This window comes from Devosia sp. Micro-HW1 (assembly GCF_056341075.1).
This window is the reverse complement of the sequence record NZ_CP094375.1, coordinates 2,089,561-2,107,709: the sequence shown is the minus strand read 5'-3', so window position 1 is coordinate 2,107,709 and position 18,149 is coordinate 2,089,561. Positions and strand designations below refer to the sequence as shown.

Annotated in this window: 21 protein-coding genes and 1 tRNA gene; 12 read left to right on the top strand and 10 right to left on the bottom strand. The window is 63.1% G+C overall.

The features are described from left to right. Positions 1 to 6 precede the first annotated feature (6 nt). Positions 7 to 726, bottom strand: coding sequence for a flagellar hook assembly protein FlgD (locus MQW79_RS09995; protein WP_476584345.1), 720 nt, complete (start codon positions 724 to 726; stop codon positions 7 to 9). Between the two features lie 12 nt (positions 727 to 738). Then, positions 739 to 2,364 (bottom strand): flagellar hook-length control protein FliK, encoded by a 1,626-nt coding sequence (locus MQW79_RS09990; protein WP_476584344.1) that lies wholly within the window; start codon positions 2,362 to 2,364, stop codon positions 739 to 741. Positions 2,365 to 2,623: 259 nt separating this feature from the next. On the opposite strand from MQW79_RS09990, the gene mnmA reads away from it, so the two are divergent. After that, positions 2,624 to 3,772 (top strand): tRNA 2-thiouridine(34) synthase MnmA, encoded by a 1,149-nt coding sequence (gene mnmA, locus MQW79_RS09985; protein ID WP_476588211.1) that lies wholly within the window; start codon positions 2,624 to 2,626, stop codon positions 3,770 to 3,772. 153 nt (positions 3,773 to 3,925) lie between these two features. Here the strand turns inward: mnmA and MQW79_RS09980 are convergent, their stop codons facing one another. Continuing rightward, a complete protein-coding gene (locus MQW79_RS09980) occupies positions 3,926 to 4,114 on the bottom strand; it encodes a hypothetical protein (protein ID WP_476584343.1) in 189 nt (62 codons plus the stop codon). A gap of 119 nt (positions 4,115 to 4,233) precedes the next feature. Here MQW79_RS09980 and MQW79_RS09975 point away from each other — a divergent pair, with 119 nt between their 5' ends. Both MQW79_RS09975 and MQW79_RS09970 read left to right on the top strand, forming a co-directional pair. Continuing rightward, positions 4,234 to 4,791: an RNA polymerase sigma factor gene (locus MQW79_RS09975; RefSeq protein WP_476584342.1), complete on the top strand. Its 558-nt coding sequence runs from the start codon at positions 4,234 to 4,236 to the stop codon at positions 4,789 to 4,791. Further along, positions 4,788 to 6,848 carry a vWA domain-containing protein gene (locus tag MQW79_RS09970; RefSeq protein ID WP_476584341.1) on the top strand — a complete coding sequence of 687 codons (2,061 nt, stop codon included), beginning with the start codon at positions 4,788 to 4,790 and terminating at the stop codon, positions 6,846 to 6,848. The genes MQW79_RS09975 and MQW79_RS09970 overlap by 4 nt, the downstream gene beginning before the upstream one ends. Before the next feature lie 247 nt (positions 6,849 to 7,095). Here the strand turns inward: MQW79_RS09970 and MQW79_RS09965 are convergent, their stop codons facing one another. Then, entirely contained in the window at positions 7,096 to 8,046 is a 951-nt protein-coding gene (locus MQW79_RS09965; protein ID WP_476584340.1) for a ring-cleaving dioxygenase, read from the bottom strand. A gap of 456 nt (positions 8,047 to 8,502) precedes the next feature. Between MQW79_RS09965 and MQW79_RS09960 the strand changes: the two genes are divergently transcribed. The 3 genes from MQW79_RS09960 to MQW79_RS09950 all read left to right on the top strand — a co-directional run bounded on the left by MQW79_RS09960 (position 8,503) and on the right by MQW79_RS09950 (position 11,340). Beyond that, a complete protein-coding gene (locus MQW79_RS09960; RefSeq protein WP_476584339.1) occupies positions 8,503 to 9,738 on the top strand; it encodes a putative DNA modification/repair radical SAM protein in 1,236 nt (411 codons plus the stop codon). Then, complete coding sequence (locus tag MQW79_RS09955) at positions 9,738 to 11,207, top strand: UdgX family uracil-DNA binding protein (protein ID WP_476584338.1); 1,470 nt, start codon at positions 9,738 to 9,740, stop codon at positions 11,205 to 11,207. The genes MQW79_RS09960 and MQW79_RS09955 overlap by 1 nt, the downstream gene beginning before the upstream one ends. Before the next feature lie 56 nt (positions 11,208 to 11,263). Then, positions 11,264 to 11,340: transfer RNA gene (locus tag MQW79_RS09950), tRNA-Met, on the top strand. Between the two features lie 144 nt (positions 11,341 to 11,484). On the opposite strand, the gene MQW79_RS09945 is transcribed toward MQW79_RS09950, so the two are convergent. From MQW79_RS09945 to MQW79_RS09920, 6 genes are all read right to left on the bottom strand, one after another. Further along, entirely contained in the window at positions 11,485 to 11,916 is a 432-nt protein-coding gene (locus MQW79_RS09945) for a hypothetical protein (RefSeq protein ID WP_476584337.1), read from the bottom strand. Continuing rightward, positions 11,913 to 12,281: a hypothetical protein gene (locus MQW79_RS09940; protein ID WP_476584336.1), complete on the bottom strand. Its 369-nt coding sequence runs from the start codon at positions 12,279 to 12,281 to the stop codon at positions 11,913 to 11,915. Before MQW79_RS09940 ends, MQW79_RS09945 begins: the two co-directional genes overlap by 4 nt. 86 nt (positions 12,282 to 12,367) lie before the next feature. Beyond that, on the bottom strand, positions 12,368 to 12,709 hold the full coding sequence (locus MQW79_RS09935) for a hypothetical protein (protein WP_476584335.1): 342 nt from the start codon (positions 12,707 to 12,709) through the stop codon (positions 12,368 to 12,370). Further along, positions 12,709 to 12,999: a hypothetical protein gene (locus tag MQW79_RS09930; RefSeq protein ID WP_476584334.1), complete on the bottom strand. Its 291-nt coding sequence runs from the start codon at positions 12,997 to 12,999 to the stop codon at positions 12,709 to 12,711. Before MQW79_RS09930 ends, MQW79_RS09935 begins: the two co-directional genes overlap by 1 nt. Then, a complete protein-coding gene (locus tag MQW79_RS09925) occupies positions 12,996 to 13,307 on the bottom strand; it encodes a hypothetical protein (protein WP_476584333.1) in 312 nt (103 codons plus the stop codon). Before MQW79_RS09925 ends, MQW79_RS09930 begins: the two co-directional genes overlap by 4 nt. 55 nt (positions 13,308 to 13,362) lie before the next feature. Beyond that, the gene (locus tag MQW79_RS09920) at positions 13,363 to 13,836 is read right to left on the bottom strand and encodes a hypothetical protein (protein WP_476584332.1); all 474 of its coding nucleotides are present in this window, start codon (positions 13,834 to 13,836) and stop codon (positions 13,363 to 13,365) included. 229 nt (positions 13,837 to 14,065) lie between these two features. Between MQW79_RS09920 and MQW79_RS09915 the strand changes: the two genes are divergently transcribed. The 6 genes from MQW79_RS09915 (at position 14,066) to MQW79_RS09890 (ending at position 17,825) form a co-directional block, all read left to right on the top strand. After that, complete coding sequence (locus MQW79_RS09915) at positions 14,066 to 14,434, top strand: hypothetical protein (RefSeq protein ID WP_476584331.1); 369 nt, start codon at positions 14,066 to 14,068, stop codon at positions 14,432 to 14,434. 130 nt (positions 14,435 to 14,564) lie between these two features. Then, entirely contained in the window at positions 14,565 to 16,112 is a 1,548-nt protein-coding gene (locus MQW79_RS09910; protein ID WP_476584330.1) for an AAA family ATPase, read from the top strand. A 1-nt stretch (position 16,113) separates the two neighbouring features. Next, positions 16,114 to 16,344 carry a hypothetical protein gene (locus tag MQW79_RS09905; RefSeq protein WP_476584329.1) on the top strand — a complete coding sequence of 77 codons (231 nt, stop codon included), beginning with the start codon at positions 16,114 to 16,116 and terminating at the stop codon, positions 16,342 to 16,344. Beyond that, a complete protein-coding gene (locus MQW79_RS09900; protein ID WP_476584328.1) occupies positions 16,341 to 16,928 on the top strand; it encodes a hypothetical protein in 588 nt (195 codons plus the stop codon). The genes MQW79_RS09905 and MQW79_RS09900 overlap by 4 nt, the downstream gene beginning before the upstream one ends. 1 nt (position 16,929) lies before the next feature. After that, positions 16,930 to 17,532, top strand: a complete 603-nt coding sequence (locus tag MQW79_RS09895; protein ID WP_476584327.1) for a hypothetical protein — start codon at positions 16,930 to 16,932, stop codon at positions 17,530 to 17,532. Then, positions 17,532 to 17,825: a hypothetical protein gene (locus tag MQW79_RS09890; protein WP_476584326.1), complete on the top strand. Its 294-nt coding sequence runs from the start codon at positions 17,532 to 17,534 to the stop codon at positions 17,823 to 17,825. The genes MQW79_RS09895 and MQW79_RS09890 overlap by 1 nt, the downstream gene beginning before the upstream one ends. Positions 17,826 to 18,149: the final 324 nt, after the last annotated feature.

Sequence of the window (18,149 nt, the reverse complement as noted above, 5' to 3'; positions counted from 1 at the left end):
ATCCGCTCAGGTGGTGGTCTCCGGCTCTTCTTCGTCGGGCTCCTCGGCAGGCGGCGGGGTCGCCTCGACCACCTGGCGGATGCTGGTGACGTCGGACAGGGCCACCTTGTTCTTGCCGATGGTCAGCATGGGCTCGGAGCCGGAGAAGTCCACGGCGGTGACAATGCCCACCGAGGAGGTGGAGACCTTCACCGTATTGCCCGCCAGGTTGGTGCCCTTGATCTCGATCGTATAGACGCCATCGGGCTTGGTGCTGCCATCCGAGCCTACGCCGTCCCAGAGGAAATTGCCGGGGCCCTTATTGAGCGAGCCGGTTTCGGTATAGACCACCTGGCCGGCCGAATTCTTGATGGTCACCGTGGCATTGGCCACATTGGCCTCGGCATTGTAGGCCCAATAGGCGCCGCCATCCTTGAGTTCGGCTGTCTCGCCCGAGGCCGTCACTTCCTTGCCGATATAGGAGACCGCGTCGGAGCGCGCCGTGCTCTGGGTGTTGAGCAGCAGTGCCTCGAGGAATTCATTGGTCTTCAATTGCTGCTCGACGCCAGTGAACTGCACCAGCTGCTGGGTGAACTGGTTGGTGTCGAGCGGATCGAGCGGATTCTGGTTCTTGAGCTGCGTCGTCAGGATCGACAGGAAGGTGTCGAAATTGTCCGCAATGGTCTGGCGCGAGGCCGCGTTCTTGGTCGCTGCTGAACTGGCTGCGTTGACGCCATCGACTGCCATGACACCTACTCCTTACGCGATGATGTTGACGCCGCTGGCCTGCAGCGCGCCACGATAGAGATTGACCATGGGGGGCGCCTGCTCGACCTCGGCCGCGCCATTGTCATTGGCCGATGCGCCGGCCTCGCCGCCGCCCTGTCCCTTGCCCTCGCCCATCTGCCCCTGCTGGCCGGCAAACGGGTTCTGCCTGAGCGAGAATTCGAGATTGGTCTTGGCGCCGTCGAGCCCCGCCTGCTGCAGGGCCCGTTCCAGCCCGCGCTGGTCGCGCTGCATAAGGTCGAGGGTTTCGGCCTTTTCGACGACGAGGCGGGCATTGACCTGGCCGGCCTGGTCGATCTCGAGACGCACGTCGATGCGGCCCAGTTCGGGCGGGTCGAGACGGATCTGGAAGCGGGTATTGCCGTCCTGCACCTGGCGAGCCAGCTCAAAGGCGATCTGCGGCAGGTTGAGTTGCTGCTGGCTGGTCTGGTAGCCGGCCTGGATGATGCGCGGATTGGCAGCGGCATCGACGCGGGCGCTCTGCGCCTGCTGGGTCGTCGCGTCGGCGGATGGCGCGGGGGTGTTGGAGGCATCGGTCGGGGCCGGGGCGGCGGCAAAACCGGGCCGTGCATCGCGTGCCGGCTCGGGCCGTTCGCGGCCGCGATCCTCACCCTGCCGCCCGGCGCTCTGGTCAGACGCCGGTTCGGTCGGCCTGGCTGGAGCAGCGGCCGTCTGGGGCCGCTCAGTCGTGTCGGCGGTCTCTGTCGCTTCGGTCAGGTTTCCGGCAAGCACCGGTTCGGTCACCTTGAGCGTCGGGGTCGCCAGCACCGGTTCTTCGGGCACGGCGACGGGCTGATTGGTGATCCCCGCGGCAAAGCGGCCGAGCGCCGCTTCGATTTCGGCATCGAGCGGCTGGCCCGGCGTCATGCCCAGGGCCGCCAGCTTGTCGGCCGGAACCTGTCCGTCTTCCAGCGCCGAGAGCAGGGCGGCGAGCTTGTCGCCCAGCGCCTTGAGCTGGGCATCGACGGCCGGCGCCTGGATCGTGGCATCGGTGCCGGTCGCCGGCTGCGCGGTGGCGAGCGACTGGGCCAGCGGCGCCAGCAGCTGGGTCAGCGCTCCGGCAAGGCCCGTTTCGTCGGCGCTGGTGGTTTCCAGCAGGGCGGCAAAATCCTCGGGGATGGCCAGGGTCTCGATGTCGAGCCCCAGCGCCTCGGCAAGGCCACCAAGTGCCGTCTCGACCTGCTTGATCAGTTCCGGGTCGAGCGGTTCGCCCTTGTCGAGGCTGGCCTTGAGCGCGCCCAAAGCCTCGACGAAATCGACCATGGGCTTGGGCTCGGCCGGAATGGCCGGCAGAACCGGACTGTCAATGGCGACTGCCAGCGCCTCGGGGTCGGTGGTCTCGTCGTCGGCGGCTTCGCCAAAATTGCTGTCGAGGCCCAGGCGGAACAGGCCTGCCAGATCCAGCTCGGGATCGGCAGCGATGGCGGGTGCGGTCGCGGTGGGGGCCGCGGTCGCATTGCCGAGCAAGGCCGCAAAGAGACCGAGCAGGCCGCCCGGCTCGCTGGTCGCGTCCTGTGCGCCCGCCTGCTGACCGCCAAATGTCCGGCTCAAGGCGCTGGCGCCGCCCGTTCCGCTGATTACCGTCAGATGTGAAGCCACTTGGGCGCCCCTGAACAAACACTCATCCAGCCAATGCGATGCAAGCACCTTGCCAGTTCGCGATATTTCCAAAATCTTCTTATTTTCAGTGGCTTGCCGACCCCCTGGCGCATCCAGGCCCTCTGGCTCGGGGTCAGTCCTGCCGGGCAGGCGGCAAAAGCTGCCGGGTGGGTCCATGGACAGAGCAGGCGCTTTTGCGTATGGAAGCGCCACAGAGTAGCCGCTGGCCCTTGACCCCAACCGGATACGAGAAGAGATGCTGAACTCGCTTGATATTGCCAAGCGCCCGGAGGACACGCGCGTCGTCGTCGCCATGTCCGGGGGCGTGGATTCCTCCGTTGTCGCCGGATTGCTCGCCCGCGAGGGCTATGAAGTCGTGGGGGTCACCCTGCAGCTTTACGACCATGGCGAAGCCATTCATCGCAAGGGCGCGTGCTGTGCCGGGCAGGACATCCACGACGCACGCCGCGTCGCGGCCAAGCTCGGCATCCCCCATTACGTGCTCGATTACGAAGAGCGCTTCAAGAACGCCGTCATCGAGCCCTTCGCCAATGCCTATCAGCAGGGCGAGACGCCGGTGCCCTGCATTGCCTGCAACCAGTCGGTCAAGTTTGTCGATCTGATGACCGTGGCACAGGACCTGGGCGCCGATGTGCTGGCGACCGGACACTATGTGCAGACGAAGCTGGGCGAGGATGGCAGGCGGCACCTCTACCGCCCGGTCGACAATGACCGCGACCAGTCCTATTTCCTGTTTGCCACCACGCAGAGCCAGCTCGATTTCCTGCGCTTTCCGCTCGGCGGCATGGGCAAGGCCGAGGTGCGCCAGCATGCGCGCGACATGGGTCTCGAAATCGCCGAAAAGCACGACAGCCAGGACATCTGCTTCGTGCCGCAGGGCAAGTATGCCGACATCATCGCCAGGATGCATCCCGAGGCGCTCAGCAAGGGCGAGATCGTCCATCTCGATGGCCGCGTGCTGGGCGAGCATGAGGGCATCGTCCATTACACGATCGGCCAGCGCAAGGGCCTGGGCGTTGCCGCGGGCGAACCGCTCTATGTGGTCAAGCTCGATCACCGGACCATGCGGGTCATTGTTGGCCCGCGCGAGGCCCTCAAGACCCACACGGTGCGCCTGCGCGACGTCAACTGGCTGGGCGGAACGCCGCTGGCCGAGGCATCGGCGGGCAATGGGGCGCCGGTGGAGGTCAAGGTCCGCTCGACCCGCGGCCCGCAGCCGGCGGTGATCCAGACCCGCGGCGATGGTGTCTATGTGACGCTGATGAGCGGCGAATACGGCATCTCGCCGGGCCAGGCCTGCGTCTTCTATGCCGATGACAGCGAAATGAGCGAAGTCCTGGGCGGCGGCTTCATTGCCGAAGCCGTGCCGCAGGCGCTGGTGGCATAGAGCCGTCCCGCAGGGCCTTCACCTCTCCCTTTGGGGGAGAGGTCGGCTTGCTTGCAAGCCGGGTGAGGGGGCCTATCGCTCAATGCCTGCGACAAGGCCCCCTCACCCGCCGCTTCGCGTCGGCCTCTCCCCCAGAGGGAGAGGTGGCTTCGCCTACTCTCCGCTCAATTGCTCCGCCGTGGGCTGGGTCGCCGCCGCATTGGCTTCCTTGAGCGCCTGATAGGCGTTGGGGCCGCCCAGGAACATGCCGATGGAAATCAGCAGCACCAGCGCGCCCATGGCGAGGATCATGATGCGGATGGGGTTGAGCCCGAAGGGGCCGGTTTTCGGTGCATCCGACATGGCGGGACCTTTCAGATACTATCTCATGCAAAAATTGTTGCGGACGCGCCAAAGGACTGGCGCATTCCCTTCGTCTTAGTCTCTACAATAGACCGGAGAGGCAGGACGTGCATGCACAGATGATGGGACTGACCGCCGCACCCCCACCAGATGCGATCGAAGCGCCTGCAAGCGCGCTGGTTGCGCGCGCGCGGGGCGGCGACAGGGCTGCCTTTGCGGCGCTGATCGAGGCTCATTACGACCGGATCTATCGCATCGCCTGGCGCTGGTGCGGCCGTCGCGACGATGCCGAGGACATTGCCCAGGAGGTCTGCGTCAAGATCGGACAGGGGCTCTCCGGTTTCGACGGGCGCAGCGCCTTTTCGAGCTGGGTCTATCGCATCACGCTCAATGCCGTCCGGGACTGGCAAAGGGCAGGGGCTCGCCGGGGACGAAACCACGACGCCTTTGCCGATCTCAGCCCCACAGAGGCCGAGGCGGAACAGGAGGCGGTCGCCACCGCCTGCGAACTGTGGGCCGCGGTGCGCAGCCTTCCTGAAAAACAGCGCGATGCGGTGCTGCTGGTCTATGCCGAAGAGCTGAGCCACGCCGAAGCCGCCACCATCATGGGCATCAAGGAAGCGACCGTTTCCTATCACGTGTTCGAAGCCCGCAAGACATTGAGGGGGCTGCTATGAGCTTTCCCGAAGACCACGATCCATTCACCAATCTGAAATCCGGCGCCGTGCCGCCGCCGCGTCAGGCGGCGCGCGAACGCGCCATGGCGGCCGCTCGCGCGGCGTTTGAAGCCGAGGCCCAAAAAGCCGCTGCCGCCTCCCAAGGAAAATCCCTGTTCCGGCGTCTCATGTCCATCATCACTTCCTTGAAAGGGATTTCGATCATGGACTTGCGCATCCCCGTTGGCACCGCCGCCATTGCCCTGCTGGTGCTGCCGCTCGGCTGGCAGCTTTATTCCTCGACGTCGCTGACCCAGACCGCGCCCGTCGCGCCGCAGGTCAGCCAGCCGGCCGAAATGGCGGTTGCAGAGGCCGAAGCGCCAGTTGTCGCCCAGCGCGAGGAAGCGCCTGTCGATGCCGATATGGTCGTGGCCGACAATGTCGCCCCCCCGCCGGCGCCCGAACCCATGGTGCTTTCCGAAAGCGAAGTGGGCCGCGCAGTGGCTGCGCCCAAATCCGTCGCCATGCCGGCGCCGGCGACCTCCTTCGCAGCGCCCACTGGCGGCATGGCGGCGGAAAGCGCCGCCGACATGCTGCTGCCCTCGCAGTCGACGCAGCCCAGCGGCGACGCGTTCACCAGTTTTGACGAACAGCGGCTGAAAGTCGCCGCCGAGGAGCCGGTCTCGACCTTCTCGCTCGATGTCGATACGGCGAGCTATGCCTATACCCGCCGCCTGCTGGAGGACGGCTATGTGCCCGAGCGCGACGCCGTGCGCATCGAGGAGTTGATCAACTATTTCCCCTATGATTATCCCGCGGCCGAGAGCGCCAAGGTGCCGTTCAGGCCGACGGTGATGGTCTATCCGACGCCGTGGAACCCCACGACGCAGCTCCTCCACATCGGCATCAGGGGTTTTGAGCCCCCGGTCGCCGATATGCGGAGCAATCTGGTCTTTCTCATCGACACGTCCGGGTCGATGGACGAGGCCGACAAGCTGCCGCTGCTGAAGCGGGCCTTCGGCCTGCTGCTGGAGCAGCTTTCGGCCAATGATACGGTTTCCATCGTCACCTATGCCGGCTCGGCCGGCGTGGCGCTGAAGCCGACTTCGGCAGACAACAAGGCTGAGATCATGGCAGCGCTGGACCAGCTCTATGCGGGTGGGTCGACGGCCGGCGCCGAAGGGATCGAGCTGGCCTATCGGCTGGCCGAGGATGCCCGGATCGAGGGTGGTACCAATCGCGTCATCCTCGCTACGGATGGCGATTTCAATGTCGGCATCGACGACCCGGAAAGGCTCAAGGATTTCATTGCCGACAAGCGCGCCAGCGGCGTCGGCCTCTCGGTGCTCGGCTTCGGGCGAGGCAATCTCGACGACGCCACCATGCAGGCCCTGGCCCAGAACGGGAATGGCAATGCCAGCTACATTTCGAACTTTGCCGAGGCGCGCAAAGTGCTGGTCGAGGAGATCGGCGGTACGCTCCACACCATCGCCAAGGACGTGAAGGTCCAGGTCGAGTTCAACCCGGCCGTGGTGGCTGAATACCGGCTCATCGGCTACGAAACCCGCCATCTCAATCGCGAGGATTTCAACAATGACGCGGTCGATGCCGGCGATGTCGGGGCCGGGACGACGGTCACCGCGCTGTATGAGATCACGCCTGTGGGTTCGGGCGGCGAACTGGTCGATCCGTTGCGCTTCGGGTCCTCGACCAGTGTCGGCGACAGCACCGACATCGCCTTCCTCAAGATGCGCTACAAGCTGCCCGAGAGCGAAATCAGCCAGCTGATCGAAGTGAAGGTAACGCCCGACCTGGCCTATGGCGACATTGCCGATGCCGGTGTCGACGCCCAGTTCGCGGCCGCCGTCGCTGCCTTCGGGCAAAAACTGAAGGGCAGCGCCTATGGCACGGCGATGAGCTGGAACAAGGTGGAAGCGCTGGCCAAGGCCGGGCGTGGCGAAGACGATGGCGGCTACCGCGCCGAATTCATCCGCCTGGTCGACATGGCGAGCCTGCTCAAGCCCGATACCCACACCGATGTGTGCGAATTTGCCACCAGAGCGGATGATTGCGACTGAACGCGATCAGCTCCCTCCCTCGTCAAAGGGGAGGAGTGGCCGGTGGTCCGCGGTCCTCGCGACACACACGATAGGCCCCTCCCCCTTTTTCAGGGGGAGGCTGGGTGGGGGTGACGAGCGCAGCGAGACCTCTCCCTTGGGGGAGAGGTCGGCCGCAGGCCGGGTGAGGGGGCCCAGTCTATTCGTAAAGGGCCCCCTCACCCGCCGGCTTCGCCGTCGACCTCTCCCCCAAAGGGAGAGGTATACTTCAAACCAGCGGCTTCAATCCTGCCTCGATCTGGGCGCGCCTGCCTTCGAGGAAGGGCGGCAGCGAGAGGCTTTCGCCCAGGGTTTCCATCGGTTCGTCGGCGGCAAAGCCGGGAACGTCGGTGGCGATCTCGAACAGGATGCCGTTGGGCTCACGGAAGTAGAGCGAGGTGAAGTAGAAGCGCTCGACTTCGCCCGAGGAGCGGATGCCAAAGCTGTTCACCCGCTCGATCCATTCGCGCAAGGACTCCTGGTCCGGGGTGCGGAAGGCGACGTGGTGCACGCCACCGGCGCCGGGGCGGGCACGCGGCAGGCTCGGATCGACTGAGACGTGCAGTTCCGCACCCGGACCGCCCGGACCCATTTCATAGACAAAGACCTCGCCATTGCGTTCGCGCGCCGGGTAATGCCGCACCTGCCGCATGTTCATGACGCGGGTCAGCATGGCGTCGGTTGGTTCGAGCGCCGGCACCGATAGGGTGATGGGCCCGAGGCCGATGATCTGCTTGTCTTCCGGGACGGGGGACTTGGCCCAGGGGACGACCTTGTTCTTGTCATCGACCACGAAGCGGAAGCGCTGGCCTTCGAAGTCCTCGAAATCAAGGGAGACATGGCCGAAGCGTTCCTTGATGCCCGAGGTCGACACCTTGTTGGCTTCCAGATGCTCCTTCCACCACTGCAGCGTCGCTTCGCTGTCGACGCGGAGGCCCGTGCGGCCCACCGTGTGGTTGCCGCGCTGTTCGCGCAGGGTGGGGAAATCAAAGAAGGTGAGGTCCGCGCCGGGCGAGGCAACGCCGTCGCCATAGAAGAGGTGATAGGCGGTCGTGTCGTCCTGGTTCACGGTCTTCTTGATCAGGCGCATGCCCAAGGTCTTGGTGTAGAAGGCCAGGTTCCTGGGGGCGTCGGCGGTCACGGCGGTCAGGTGATGGATGCCGCCAAGTTCAAGGGTCATTTCGTTTCTCCTCGGCGGCTCAAGCCAGAGCCGGCCAGTTCGTGGGGCGGCGCATCCGGCGCCGTCGTTCGAGGGTGAATGTATGGACTGGTCGTAGCTTTGGCTAGCGAACCAATCGCAACTCACTGGTGTCTATTATTGAACGATCCGCGCATAGCTCCCGTGGGAGGTCGTTGTTGTGGGGCCATCCACAACGTTGCCAGACCCACCACGCATCACCCTCGGGCTTGACCCGAGGGCCCTGAACTTCTGAAGGCCAAGTTCGCGCTGCCCGCGATGAAATCGCCAAGTGAAGTGCCCCTCGGGTCAAGCCCGAGGGTGACGCGTGGTGGATATTCAGACGCTAGGGATTTCATCGCTCGTCTGGCGTCAGTCCCATCACAAGTTTGCGTCCTATGTCATAGTTACATGCGCCCGGCCGTTTCATCCTCTACAACAAGAACAAAGGATGAACACATGGTCGCGCTGAATCTCACTCGAAAACTTGCCATTCTGGCCGATGCTGCCAAATACGATGCGTCCTGCGCCTCGAGCGGCAGCGAAAAACGCAATTCTTCTGGCACCAGAGGGATCGGCTCCACCGAGGGCAGTGGCATCTGCCATTCCTATGCGCCGGACGGCCGCTGCATCAGCCTCCTGAAACTGCTGATGACCAATTTCTGCGTCTATGACTGCGCTTATTGCATCAACCGCTCCTCCTCCAACGTGCAGCGGGCGCGGTTCTCGGTCGAGGAGGTGGTGCGCCTCACGCTCGACTTCTACCGGCGCAATTATATCGAGGGCCTGTTCCTTTCCTCCGGCATCATCCGTTCGCCCGATTATACGATGGAGCAGATGGTGCTGGTGGCGCGGACCTTGCGCGAGCAGCACCTGTTTGCCGGCTATATCCATCTCAAGGTCATTCCCAATGCCGCGCCCGAACTGCTGGTTGAAGCGGGGCGTTGGGCCGACCGGCTCTCCACCAATATCGAACTGCCCACCGACGGCGCGCTGGAGCAATTCGCGCCGGAAAAGCGCCCTTCCGAAATCCGTACCGCCATGGCGCGATTGCGCGGCAAGCTCGATGAGGCAATGCCCGAGGGCAAGAGCAAGGCCAAACCGGCAAAATTCGCGCCGGCCGGGCAATCGACGCAGATGATCGTCGGCGCCGACGGGGCCAATGATGCCGCTATCCTCACGCGCGCAGCGGGGCTCTATTCCGGCTACCGCCTCAAGCGCGTCTATTACTCCGCCTTCTCGCCCATTCCCGACGCCAGCTCCCGCCTGCCGCTGAAACCGCCGCCGCTGATGCGCGAGCACCGGCTCTACCAGGCCGACTGGCTGATCCGCTTCTATGGGTTCGACGTGCCCGAAATCGTTGCGGGCGGCGAGGCGGGCGATCTCGACCTTGCCGTGGATCCGAAACTGGCCTGGGCGCTCAAGCACCGCCATGACTTCCCCCTGGACGTCAACCGGGCCGACCGCGAGCGGCTGTTGCGCATTCCGGGGCTCGGCATCAACGCCGTCGACCGCATCCTCACCTCCCGTCGCCACCACCGCCTGACCCTGGCCGACGTGGCTCGCATGACGGCCTCCATCGACAAGGTGCGGCCCTTCATCACCTGTGCCGACTGGACGCCGGGGACGACGCTCGACGATGCCAAGCTCCGGCAAAAGCTCGTGCCGCCCCCCACCCAGTTGAGCCTCTTCTGATGCTGGCGGTACGACTTGAAAAACCCAATGACCTCGCGGAGTGGCGCGCCAAGGCGCGTCGGCTGCTGGTGGCCGGCATGGCGCCGAGCCAGGTCGTGTGGCGGACCGGGTCGGAAGAAAACGGTCTATTCGAAGCAGGCGACGACATGCTGCCCTCTGCCGATGGCCCAGTGGGTTCAGTGCCGCGACAATTCATCGACCTCGCCGCCTCCGTCATCCAGCATGCCAACCCGGATCGCTTCGCCATCCTCTACCGGGTGCTCTGGCGGTTGCAATCGGACCCACATCTGTTCACCAATGCCGGCGATCGCGACAACAGTCTGCTGGCAAATATGGCCTCGGCGGTGCGTCGCGACGCGCACAAGATGAAAGCCTTCGTGCGCTTCCGGTCCGTAGGGGAAGGCGCGGACGAGCGCTTCATCGCCTGGTTCGAGCCCGACCATTTCGTCCTCGAGGCCACCGCGCCTTTCTTTGCCCGCCGCTTTGCCGGCATGCGCTGGGCTATTGTCACACCCTATGCAAGTGCCTGGTGGGATTTGGAAAAATTAAGCTTTGGCCCGGGCGGCCGCAAGTCCGATGTACCATCCGCTGATGCAGTGGAAGACGATTGGAAGACCTATTATGCCTCGATCTTCAATCCGGCCCGCCTCAAGGTGGCGATGATGAAGAGCGAGATGCCGGTCAAATACTGGCGCAACCTGCCCGAGGCCGAACTCATCAACCCCTTGATCCAGAACGCGAAAGTCATGGAGGAGGAGATGATCCGGCGCGCCGCCACCCAGCCGCCGACGCGCCATGTCCGGCAACTGGCGCAGCAGCCAGAAACTGTTAAAAATCATGAACTTACCTCGCTTGCCGCAGCGCGGGAGGCGGTGCAGGATTGCCGCCGGTGCCGGCTTTGCGAACAGGCCACTCAGGCCGTTTTCGGTGAGGGACCCGGTGGCGCAGAGGTGATGTTCGTGGGCGAACAGCCCGGCGACCAGGAAGATCTCGCCGGCAGGCCGTTCGTCGGACCGGCTGGTCAAGTGCTTGATGAAGTTATCGAAAAGGTTGGAATCGACCGGGGACGAGTGTATGTCACCAATGCCGTCAAGCATTTCAAGTTCGAGCCGCGCGGCAAGCGTCGCATTCATCAGCGGCCCGATATGGGCGAGGTCCAGGCCTGCAAATTCTGGCTCAATTTGGAATTGCAGTTCGTTCGGCCCCGGCTCGTGGTTGCCCTTGGCGCGACGGCGGCGCAGAGCCTGCTGGGCAAAGCGAGCGTTTCCATCAGCACTTTGCGTGGTCAACCCATTGAAATGGCTGATGGTTCAGTGCTCCTGGTGACCAATCACCCATCCTACCTGCTGCGCATCCCGGATGCCGGGATGCGCCAGCGGGAGCGGGCAAAGTTCGAAGCCGACCTGACGCTGGTGCGGGATATGCTGAGGGCCCTGGAAAAATCCGAAGCAGATCGCAGCAGTGCTTGACAGGACGCGGCCGCAAACTTAGTTAAGCGCGCATCGGCTCGCCGATAGCCCTTTGGGGCGGAGTAGCTCAGTTGGTTAGAGCAGCGGAATCATAATCCGTGTGTCGGGGGTTCAAATCCCTCCTCCGCTACCATTCAAACCCCCGGGAAACCGGGGGTTTTGCTTTTCTGGGCTTCCAACTCATGTGGCACCAGGACGAGTTTAGGACGACCCACGTGCGACCGGCACGAAAAAGCCGGCGCGAATTGCGCCGGCTTGGGGGTCGAGTTGCCGGTCGTTAGCTGAAGGCGGCGGCGATGGCGTCGAGGTCATCGGCGGGGACGGCCTCACGCTTTGATCGCCGGCGCTTCCAGTACTCCTTTTCTCGATGGATCAGCGCATTGACGGCCATGCGGCGGCTGCGCACCCATGGCTGCAGTGGCATTCTGTAGCGCGTGTTGATCGCATGCCAGACGAACTTGTTCCGCTCCCGTTCGCCGTAACCGATCGGCCTACCGATCGGGTTTGGCACGCTGAAAACGATACCGACGAATTCGTCATTATCGTCTTTCACTTCGAAAGACTCGATCATGCTATCGATCCAGTATCCCTCGATGCGAGTATTGAGCACGAGATCGTGGCCCAGGAAGCCGTCCAGGGACAGCCTTCTGGTCTGGCAGTGATAGAGCCACTTCGCTTTGTGCCACTGCGGCTGTCTGATCGTCCTCATGCTGCCTCCTCAGCTTCGGCGAGGATCTGCAGCAGCACAGCAGCACGACCATCCTTCTTCGCCTTCTCCGCCAAACCGGCTGAGCCGTAGGAGCTCTTCGCCTGGGCGCCAAGATAGATGGCTTCCGCCAGCTCCCCGGCGCGATCGGCATTGATGACGCCGTCGTCGGCAAGATCCGACAGCGTCGAGTCGGACTCGATCAGCAGCCCGATCTCCGTGCACAGCTCGTAGTAAAGCTGGCCCTCTTCATCATCGATGAGAGCGTCTTGCACATCGAGCGCGAGCGCATACTCGATGCGCCACGGCTCCTTCCGCGCTGCCAGGATCTCGTCGTCGTCGTTCAGATCGATGGGGTCGATGTTCATGCTCTGTCTCCATGTTTGAGCGTTTGCCGGCTATGTCGGAGGGGCTTGCGGCGCCGGCAACCGGGCCCCTCTTGCATTCGTGTTTGTTAGTCGCGCTGCAGCAGAGCGCCGCCGATGACTTCGCGGGCTTCGTCGCCGCAATGGCTTAAGCCAGCCAGGAAACCATCGAAGCCGCTTTGCTGCGCGATCTTCTGAGAGATGCTGGCGTAGTCCATCGTCCAGCAGATGCCGGCAATCGCGATCAGCTCGTCGCGCTCAAGCGGATCGCGGCAGAGCTTGTCGACGCGATCGAAGATCTTTTCGCGATCGGCGTGATAGACGGCGGCCTTGTACTGATGCCACGTCGACAGCTGCTCTAGATCGATTTTGACGATCTGAGGCACGAATTGTCGGACCATCGACAGCCGCTTCCATTCGCTGAAGGTCATCACAGCCATCCCTCTTCCATCTGCCGTTGCCGCATTTCCTCGGCCTCGATCTCCTCGAGCTGATCGTAGTCGGCGCCGGTCGGCCAGCTCACGCTGCGATACGCTGCGATCGCCTCCTCAAGCTTTTCCTTGGCTTCGATAAGCCGGTCGCGCACGTCAGACGGGTAGACCAGCACCCCATATCCGTTCGTTTGAACGGACCGATTCAGGATGCTGGCGGCATCGAACATGTTGTCCAAGACGATGTCTGTTGCCTTGTCGGCGGCATTGATCAAATCGCGTGCGTTCATTTCCCCTGTTCCTTTTCTTCGTCTGCGACGGCGCTCAGATAATTCGCGAGCATCAGCTCGCGCTGGAGCTCGTCGAGCAGCCGGGCATTTTCGATGATCGTGACGCTGTGAGCGTGCACGAGGTCTTGCAGCTTGCGATCAAAGATCGGGCTTTCGTCTTTCGTCAGCGTCGACCGGACGGCGCCTTCCGTGATGTCTAGGGCGCGGGCCAGCTTCGACATCCAGCCCTTTTCGGGGCCGCCATCCGCTGCGCGTCCGAAGATGATCGCAGCGACGAGCTCGATCCGCTCTTTGCGAGTGCGTGTCATTGATGTCTCCTGGAGAAGAACGGGGGCCTCGGCCCCCGATGATGGCGATCGACGATCAGTCGTCGGTCCAGTCGCTGTCCCAGCCGCCGAGGATATCGCCGGCATATTCGAATACGGCATCGCGATGCTCTGTCGTGGCAGCTACGTAGAGATCGGTCACGTCGTCACCGGTGCTCCAGCGAGTCATCTCCATCTCGCGATTTTCCGTCTGCGAGAATTCCGCGGTCCAGCCGTATTCATGCGACATCTGCACATAAAGAACGGTAGGCAGCGCGCCATTGGCTTCGCTCTTCTGGAATTCAGCCGCCGCGAGCCGCAGCTGAGTGGCGAGATCTTCGACAGTGCCGTCGACGTTCGTGACGATCAGGTCGTCTTCAGAGGCCCTGCATTCGTCGGGGGTTTCGGCGTGAGACTTGTAGCCCGCTTCGACGGCCATGGCGTCAAGGGCGCCTTCCGGGCTGTCGGCGACGAAAACGCCGAAGTCGTTGCCGGAGAGCCTGTGGGCGATGTTGTAGGCGTGGCTGGTCATTGTCGTGGTCCTCGTATGCTCCGTATCGCTCAGCGGCGATGTAGGGCGTGGGTCTGATCGGAGGCGGTATGCCGTTCCGATGATTTGAAGATAGCTCCGTCCCCAGCACATTGCAATAGAAAATACGAAAAAATCGTAATTGCTAATGCATTATGTCTAGAACGCATTGCATTTGAATGGCTTAGCGAGCGTGCTGGATCGGCGAACGCGAGTCATCTATCGTGCGCGCATGAGCGAAGATCCCGATTTCGACCCCCTTGCCGATCACAACGTTCGCGGTCGCAGCCTGACGCATTTCAAGCTCGCGCTGGTGTTCCCGGAGTGGAGCTCAAATAGGATCGCGCGCTGGCTCGGGATCAATCCACGCACGCTGCAGCGCATGCTGTCGAAAGATCCCGATGTCGCCGAGCGCAACAAGATCCCCGACGATCTTGCGGGCAAGATCGCGCATCAGCAGTCCGCGTTGAATCAGTACAATCTCGGCGAAGAGCTCGACATCACGATCCGCAACGCCAAAAGATTTAATATCGACGACGAGGTCATCGGTGCGTGGTTGGCCCACCGCTACAAGAAGCTGCTCGGGCGCGACATCGACTGAGCAAGGATTTCTTTACCTTTCCTTCACGGACTGATTGATTGAACGGCGGCGGCGTGCTGTATGCCGCCTCCCATCGTTGCTGTGCACGGCTAGGCCGTCGCGGTAGCGGTCGAAAGACCGGAGACGCAAAATGTCCGACGCCCCCAATTCGGCTACGGCCGAAACAAATCGCGCACGCATCACTCGCATCGAAGCCATCGTAAACGGCGCCCTGCCGGACGTATTCGACTGGATGCATGGCATGCCGTTCGCTCGCCGATCCGCTGAGCGCGACTGCCAGCTTTTCGTCGACGATCTCATCGCCGACCCCGATCAGCCACCACTCGATTCCATCCTGCAGCGCGACCTCGAGCGCTTGGCGCGAAAGTTCAATCTGCAGAACGCGCAGAAGTGCTCGCGGTCGGCAGAGCGCGCCGAAGATGCAAGGGAAGTCGTCGGCAGGCTGCTGTGGTACCGGGCTGCGCTCGGCGATGCCGAATGCATGTCGCGTCTGAGCGCGATCTGCCTATCGCGCGCTGTCTTCCCCGGCCTGACGGGGTGCTTCGCGCTAGCGACGGGGATCGGCTACGCGCAGCGCTGCTCGACGCCAGACGAGGCTTTCAAGCGCGGCGATCAAATGCTCAGCCAGCTCATCAGCCGGCGCGAGAAGTTCGTCGCTGTCTCGAAGGACGATGCCAAGCCTGAGCCCGTCGACGACTTGGACGAGACCGATGACGAATGGATCGCGCGGGTCTTGGAGGACCGTGCCGAATTCCCTGCGGCGGGCGAGAAGATGTCGCCGCTTGAGCGCCAGCGTATCCTGCGCGAGCGAGCGAAGTCGAGCATGATCGTCGTCCCGCAGCTGCCGGAAACGGGCAAGACGCATAAGGGCGAGATCTATAAGAGCTGGGCTGGCATCGCCGGCAAGCCGCTGCCGCTCGTGCGGCGGCCGGATCTCGTCGAAGCGCGGGCGAAGCTCGTGGCACGCGGCGAGCATACAGTCGACGTCGTGGATGTAATGCTGCGCGACTTAGCGCCGAGCGAATTCGTGCGGTTTCGGCCCACGATCCTTGTCGGCAGCCCCGGCGCCGGCAAGAGCGCTCTGGCGCTGGCGATGGCAGAGGCATGTGGTGTCCCCGGGCGCGTGATCTCGCTCGCTGGCGCGTCCGATGCATCTGTCGGCGGCACATCAGCGCAATGGCATAGCGCTCGCGAAACGCCGGTGTTGCAGCTCATTCGCGAGAAGAAGATCGCCAATCCTTTGATCGTCCTCGACGAGGTCGACAAGGCGTCGTCGAGCCGGCACAACGGATCCGCATTTGACGCGCTACTGCCGCTCTTGGAACGCGATCAGGCGAAGCGTTTCGTCGACCCGGCCCTCGAAGTCGAGTGCGATCTGTCGATGTGCAGCTTCCTGCTCACAGCGAATGACATTGATCTCGTCCCGGCGCCGCTCAAAGACCGCTGTCGTGTCCTGCGGGTGCCGGCGCCGGAATGGCGGCATATCGGGCCAATCATCGACCGCATCATCGGCGACATCGCCGAAGAGCGAGGCGTGGGCAGGCAGTGGTATCCGCCGCTGGCGCAGGACGAGCTCGAGCTCATCAAGCAAGCTTGGACGTCGGGTTCGATCCGGCAGCTCCGAAGGGTCGTCGAGGTGGTCCTCGATGGCCGTGATCTGATCCTCGGGAGATGCTGAAATGAACACCGAAATCCTTGAACACGTCCTCGACGAGCGGCTGGAAACCTTGCGCGACAAGCTGCGCCAAGCCGCCGTCCACAGTCCTTCCGCTCGCACCCGCAACGCCGCGACGGCCGCTCTTGAGCAGCCGTCTGACATCAATCTGCTGCGCGTCGTCTCGTCGCTGTCGTGCAGTTATGCGCCGGCGCTGCGTCGCCTCGTCGCCGAGTATCACGGAGATCGCTCATGAGCATGATTCAAGAGACTGAGACACTGATGCGGACGCTGCTGCGCTCCGATCCGGGGGGCTTGCGTTCGCTCAATGTCAGCGGGTCGACGCCGGAGTCGCTGTCGGTGACGGTCGCGCATGGACCGATTCCAGTCGAGAAGCCGTACAGCAGCCATCGCAGGGAGATCGTTGCTGGCCTTGTGCAGCGCATGCAGCAGCGGCGGTGGAGCAGCTTCGACGACTTCACGCTGTCGCTGCCGATGCCGAACCGCGACGATTTGGACTCGCTGTCGGAGAAGCATGCCGCTTGCACGAGCGTCTGCGATTGCGGGCCGGGGTGGAGCTGGCTGCTTGATGCGACTTTCTGTTATGTCGCCGAGCTGGCGCCCGGCGAGCGTTGGCACACGACGCAGATCAAAGAAAAATTTGCGGGGCTGAGGATCTACTACAGCGGGCATCCCGGCGACAATGGCGATGATGTCATCGAAGCCGCGGAGATGATCTCACACTACATCTGCGATGTCTGCGGCGGTCTTGGAAAAGTCCGCAAGGGCGGATGGTGGACAACGCGCTGCGACGCTCACGCGAACGTCACGGAGATCTGAGGTGGCTAGCTGGGCAGACAATGAACATGCGCTGGAGCGTGCACGCCGGCTACTCGCTGAGCGCTTCCCGGGGGCACAGATCGAGATCCTGGAATGCTTCGACATCGCGTATTCGGGCTGGGAGTGCGAGTATCAGGGCGCCCTCATCACAGTCGACGGCGTGCCCGAGATCGTCATCGTGGATCGCGTCGGCGGCGACCGCCGCCCTGATATCGAGCAGGTCCGAGAGCAGCTCGCTGAATACAGCAGGCTGATCGACGACACTGAGCGTGTGCTGAAGCGATATCGCGAGCTCGCGGGCACCGCCGATCACGTCGATATGGACGGCGGCGACAAGCCGGAAGTCCGCGAGCTTAAATGGGAGCTTTCAAAAGCCATTGTCTACGCGACAGAGGCCGCCGCTGCGTGGGATCAACCCGCTTTTCTGCGCGCTCTCGGTATGCCGGAGGACTGGCTGAATACAGCTGTCGAAAAGCCCAACGACGTGCCCCTCGACGAATTCATTGCCGTATATGCAGCCGCCGCAAAGCGCGCACGCTGGCGGCCGCTGGCTGAGATCGTCAAGGAAGTCACGCAACGCCAGCGCTTCAAAGAGTGGCCGTGATGCCATTCGACATGCAAGATTTCCTCGGCCTCGACGATCGCGATTTCAAGCTGCTCAGGATCAAATGGTCGCTGATCAACGGCATAATCTTGATGGCCGAAGACGCCGGCATCGACGCCGCTGCGCTGGCAGCAGCAGCGGCCATGGACGAGCGGCATATCGAGCTGTTGCTTCGCGGGATCGTCATCGACGATAGTCTCGATTCGCTGGTGTTGCTGTATGACGCCGCCGCCGATATTGCCGTGCGGCCGACGCTGGAAATGCTGATCAGCGACCCGCAGACAGACGACTAACCCGTCACGCCATCACGCTGTTGTCGTGGATGGCGTGATAAACCTCGAAATCGACGGCCTGCAAGCGATTGTTTTTGATAGATTATTGAGGATTTTGGCGGTTTATGACCCTGCTGGCGGTTCGTCAGCAGGTTGCCAGCAGGTCATGCCGCACATTCTGGCCATGTTTTCTTGCGCTCAGTGAGCCGCGCCATCTCGGCGGGAGTGATGGCGTATGCCGGCGATCATAGATCAGCGTGCCGGCGGCGCCCGCGTCATTGGCGGGCATCCTCTTGGTTAGTTTGATGCGGCTGCCCGAAGCGGTTTCATCGCGGACCGTTTTGA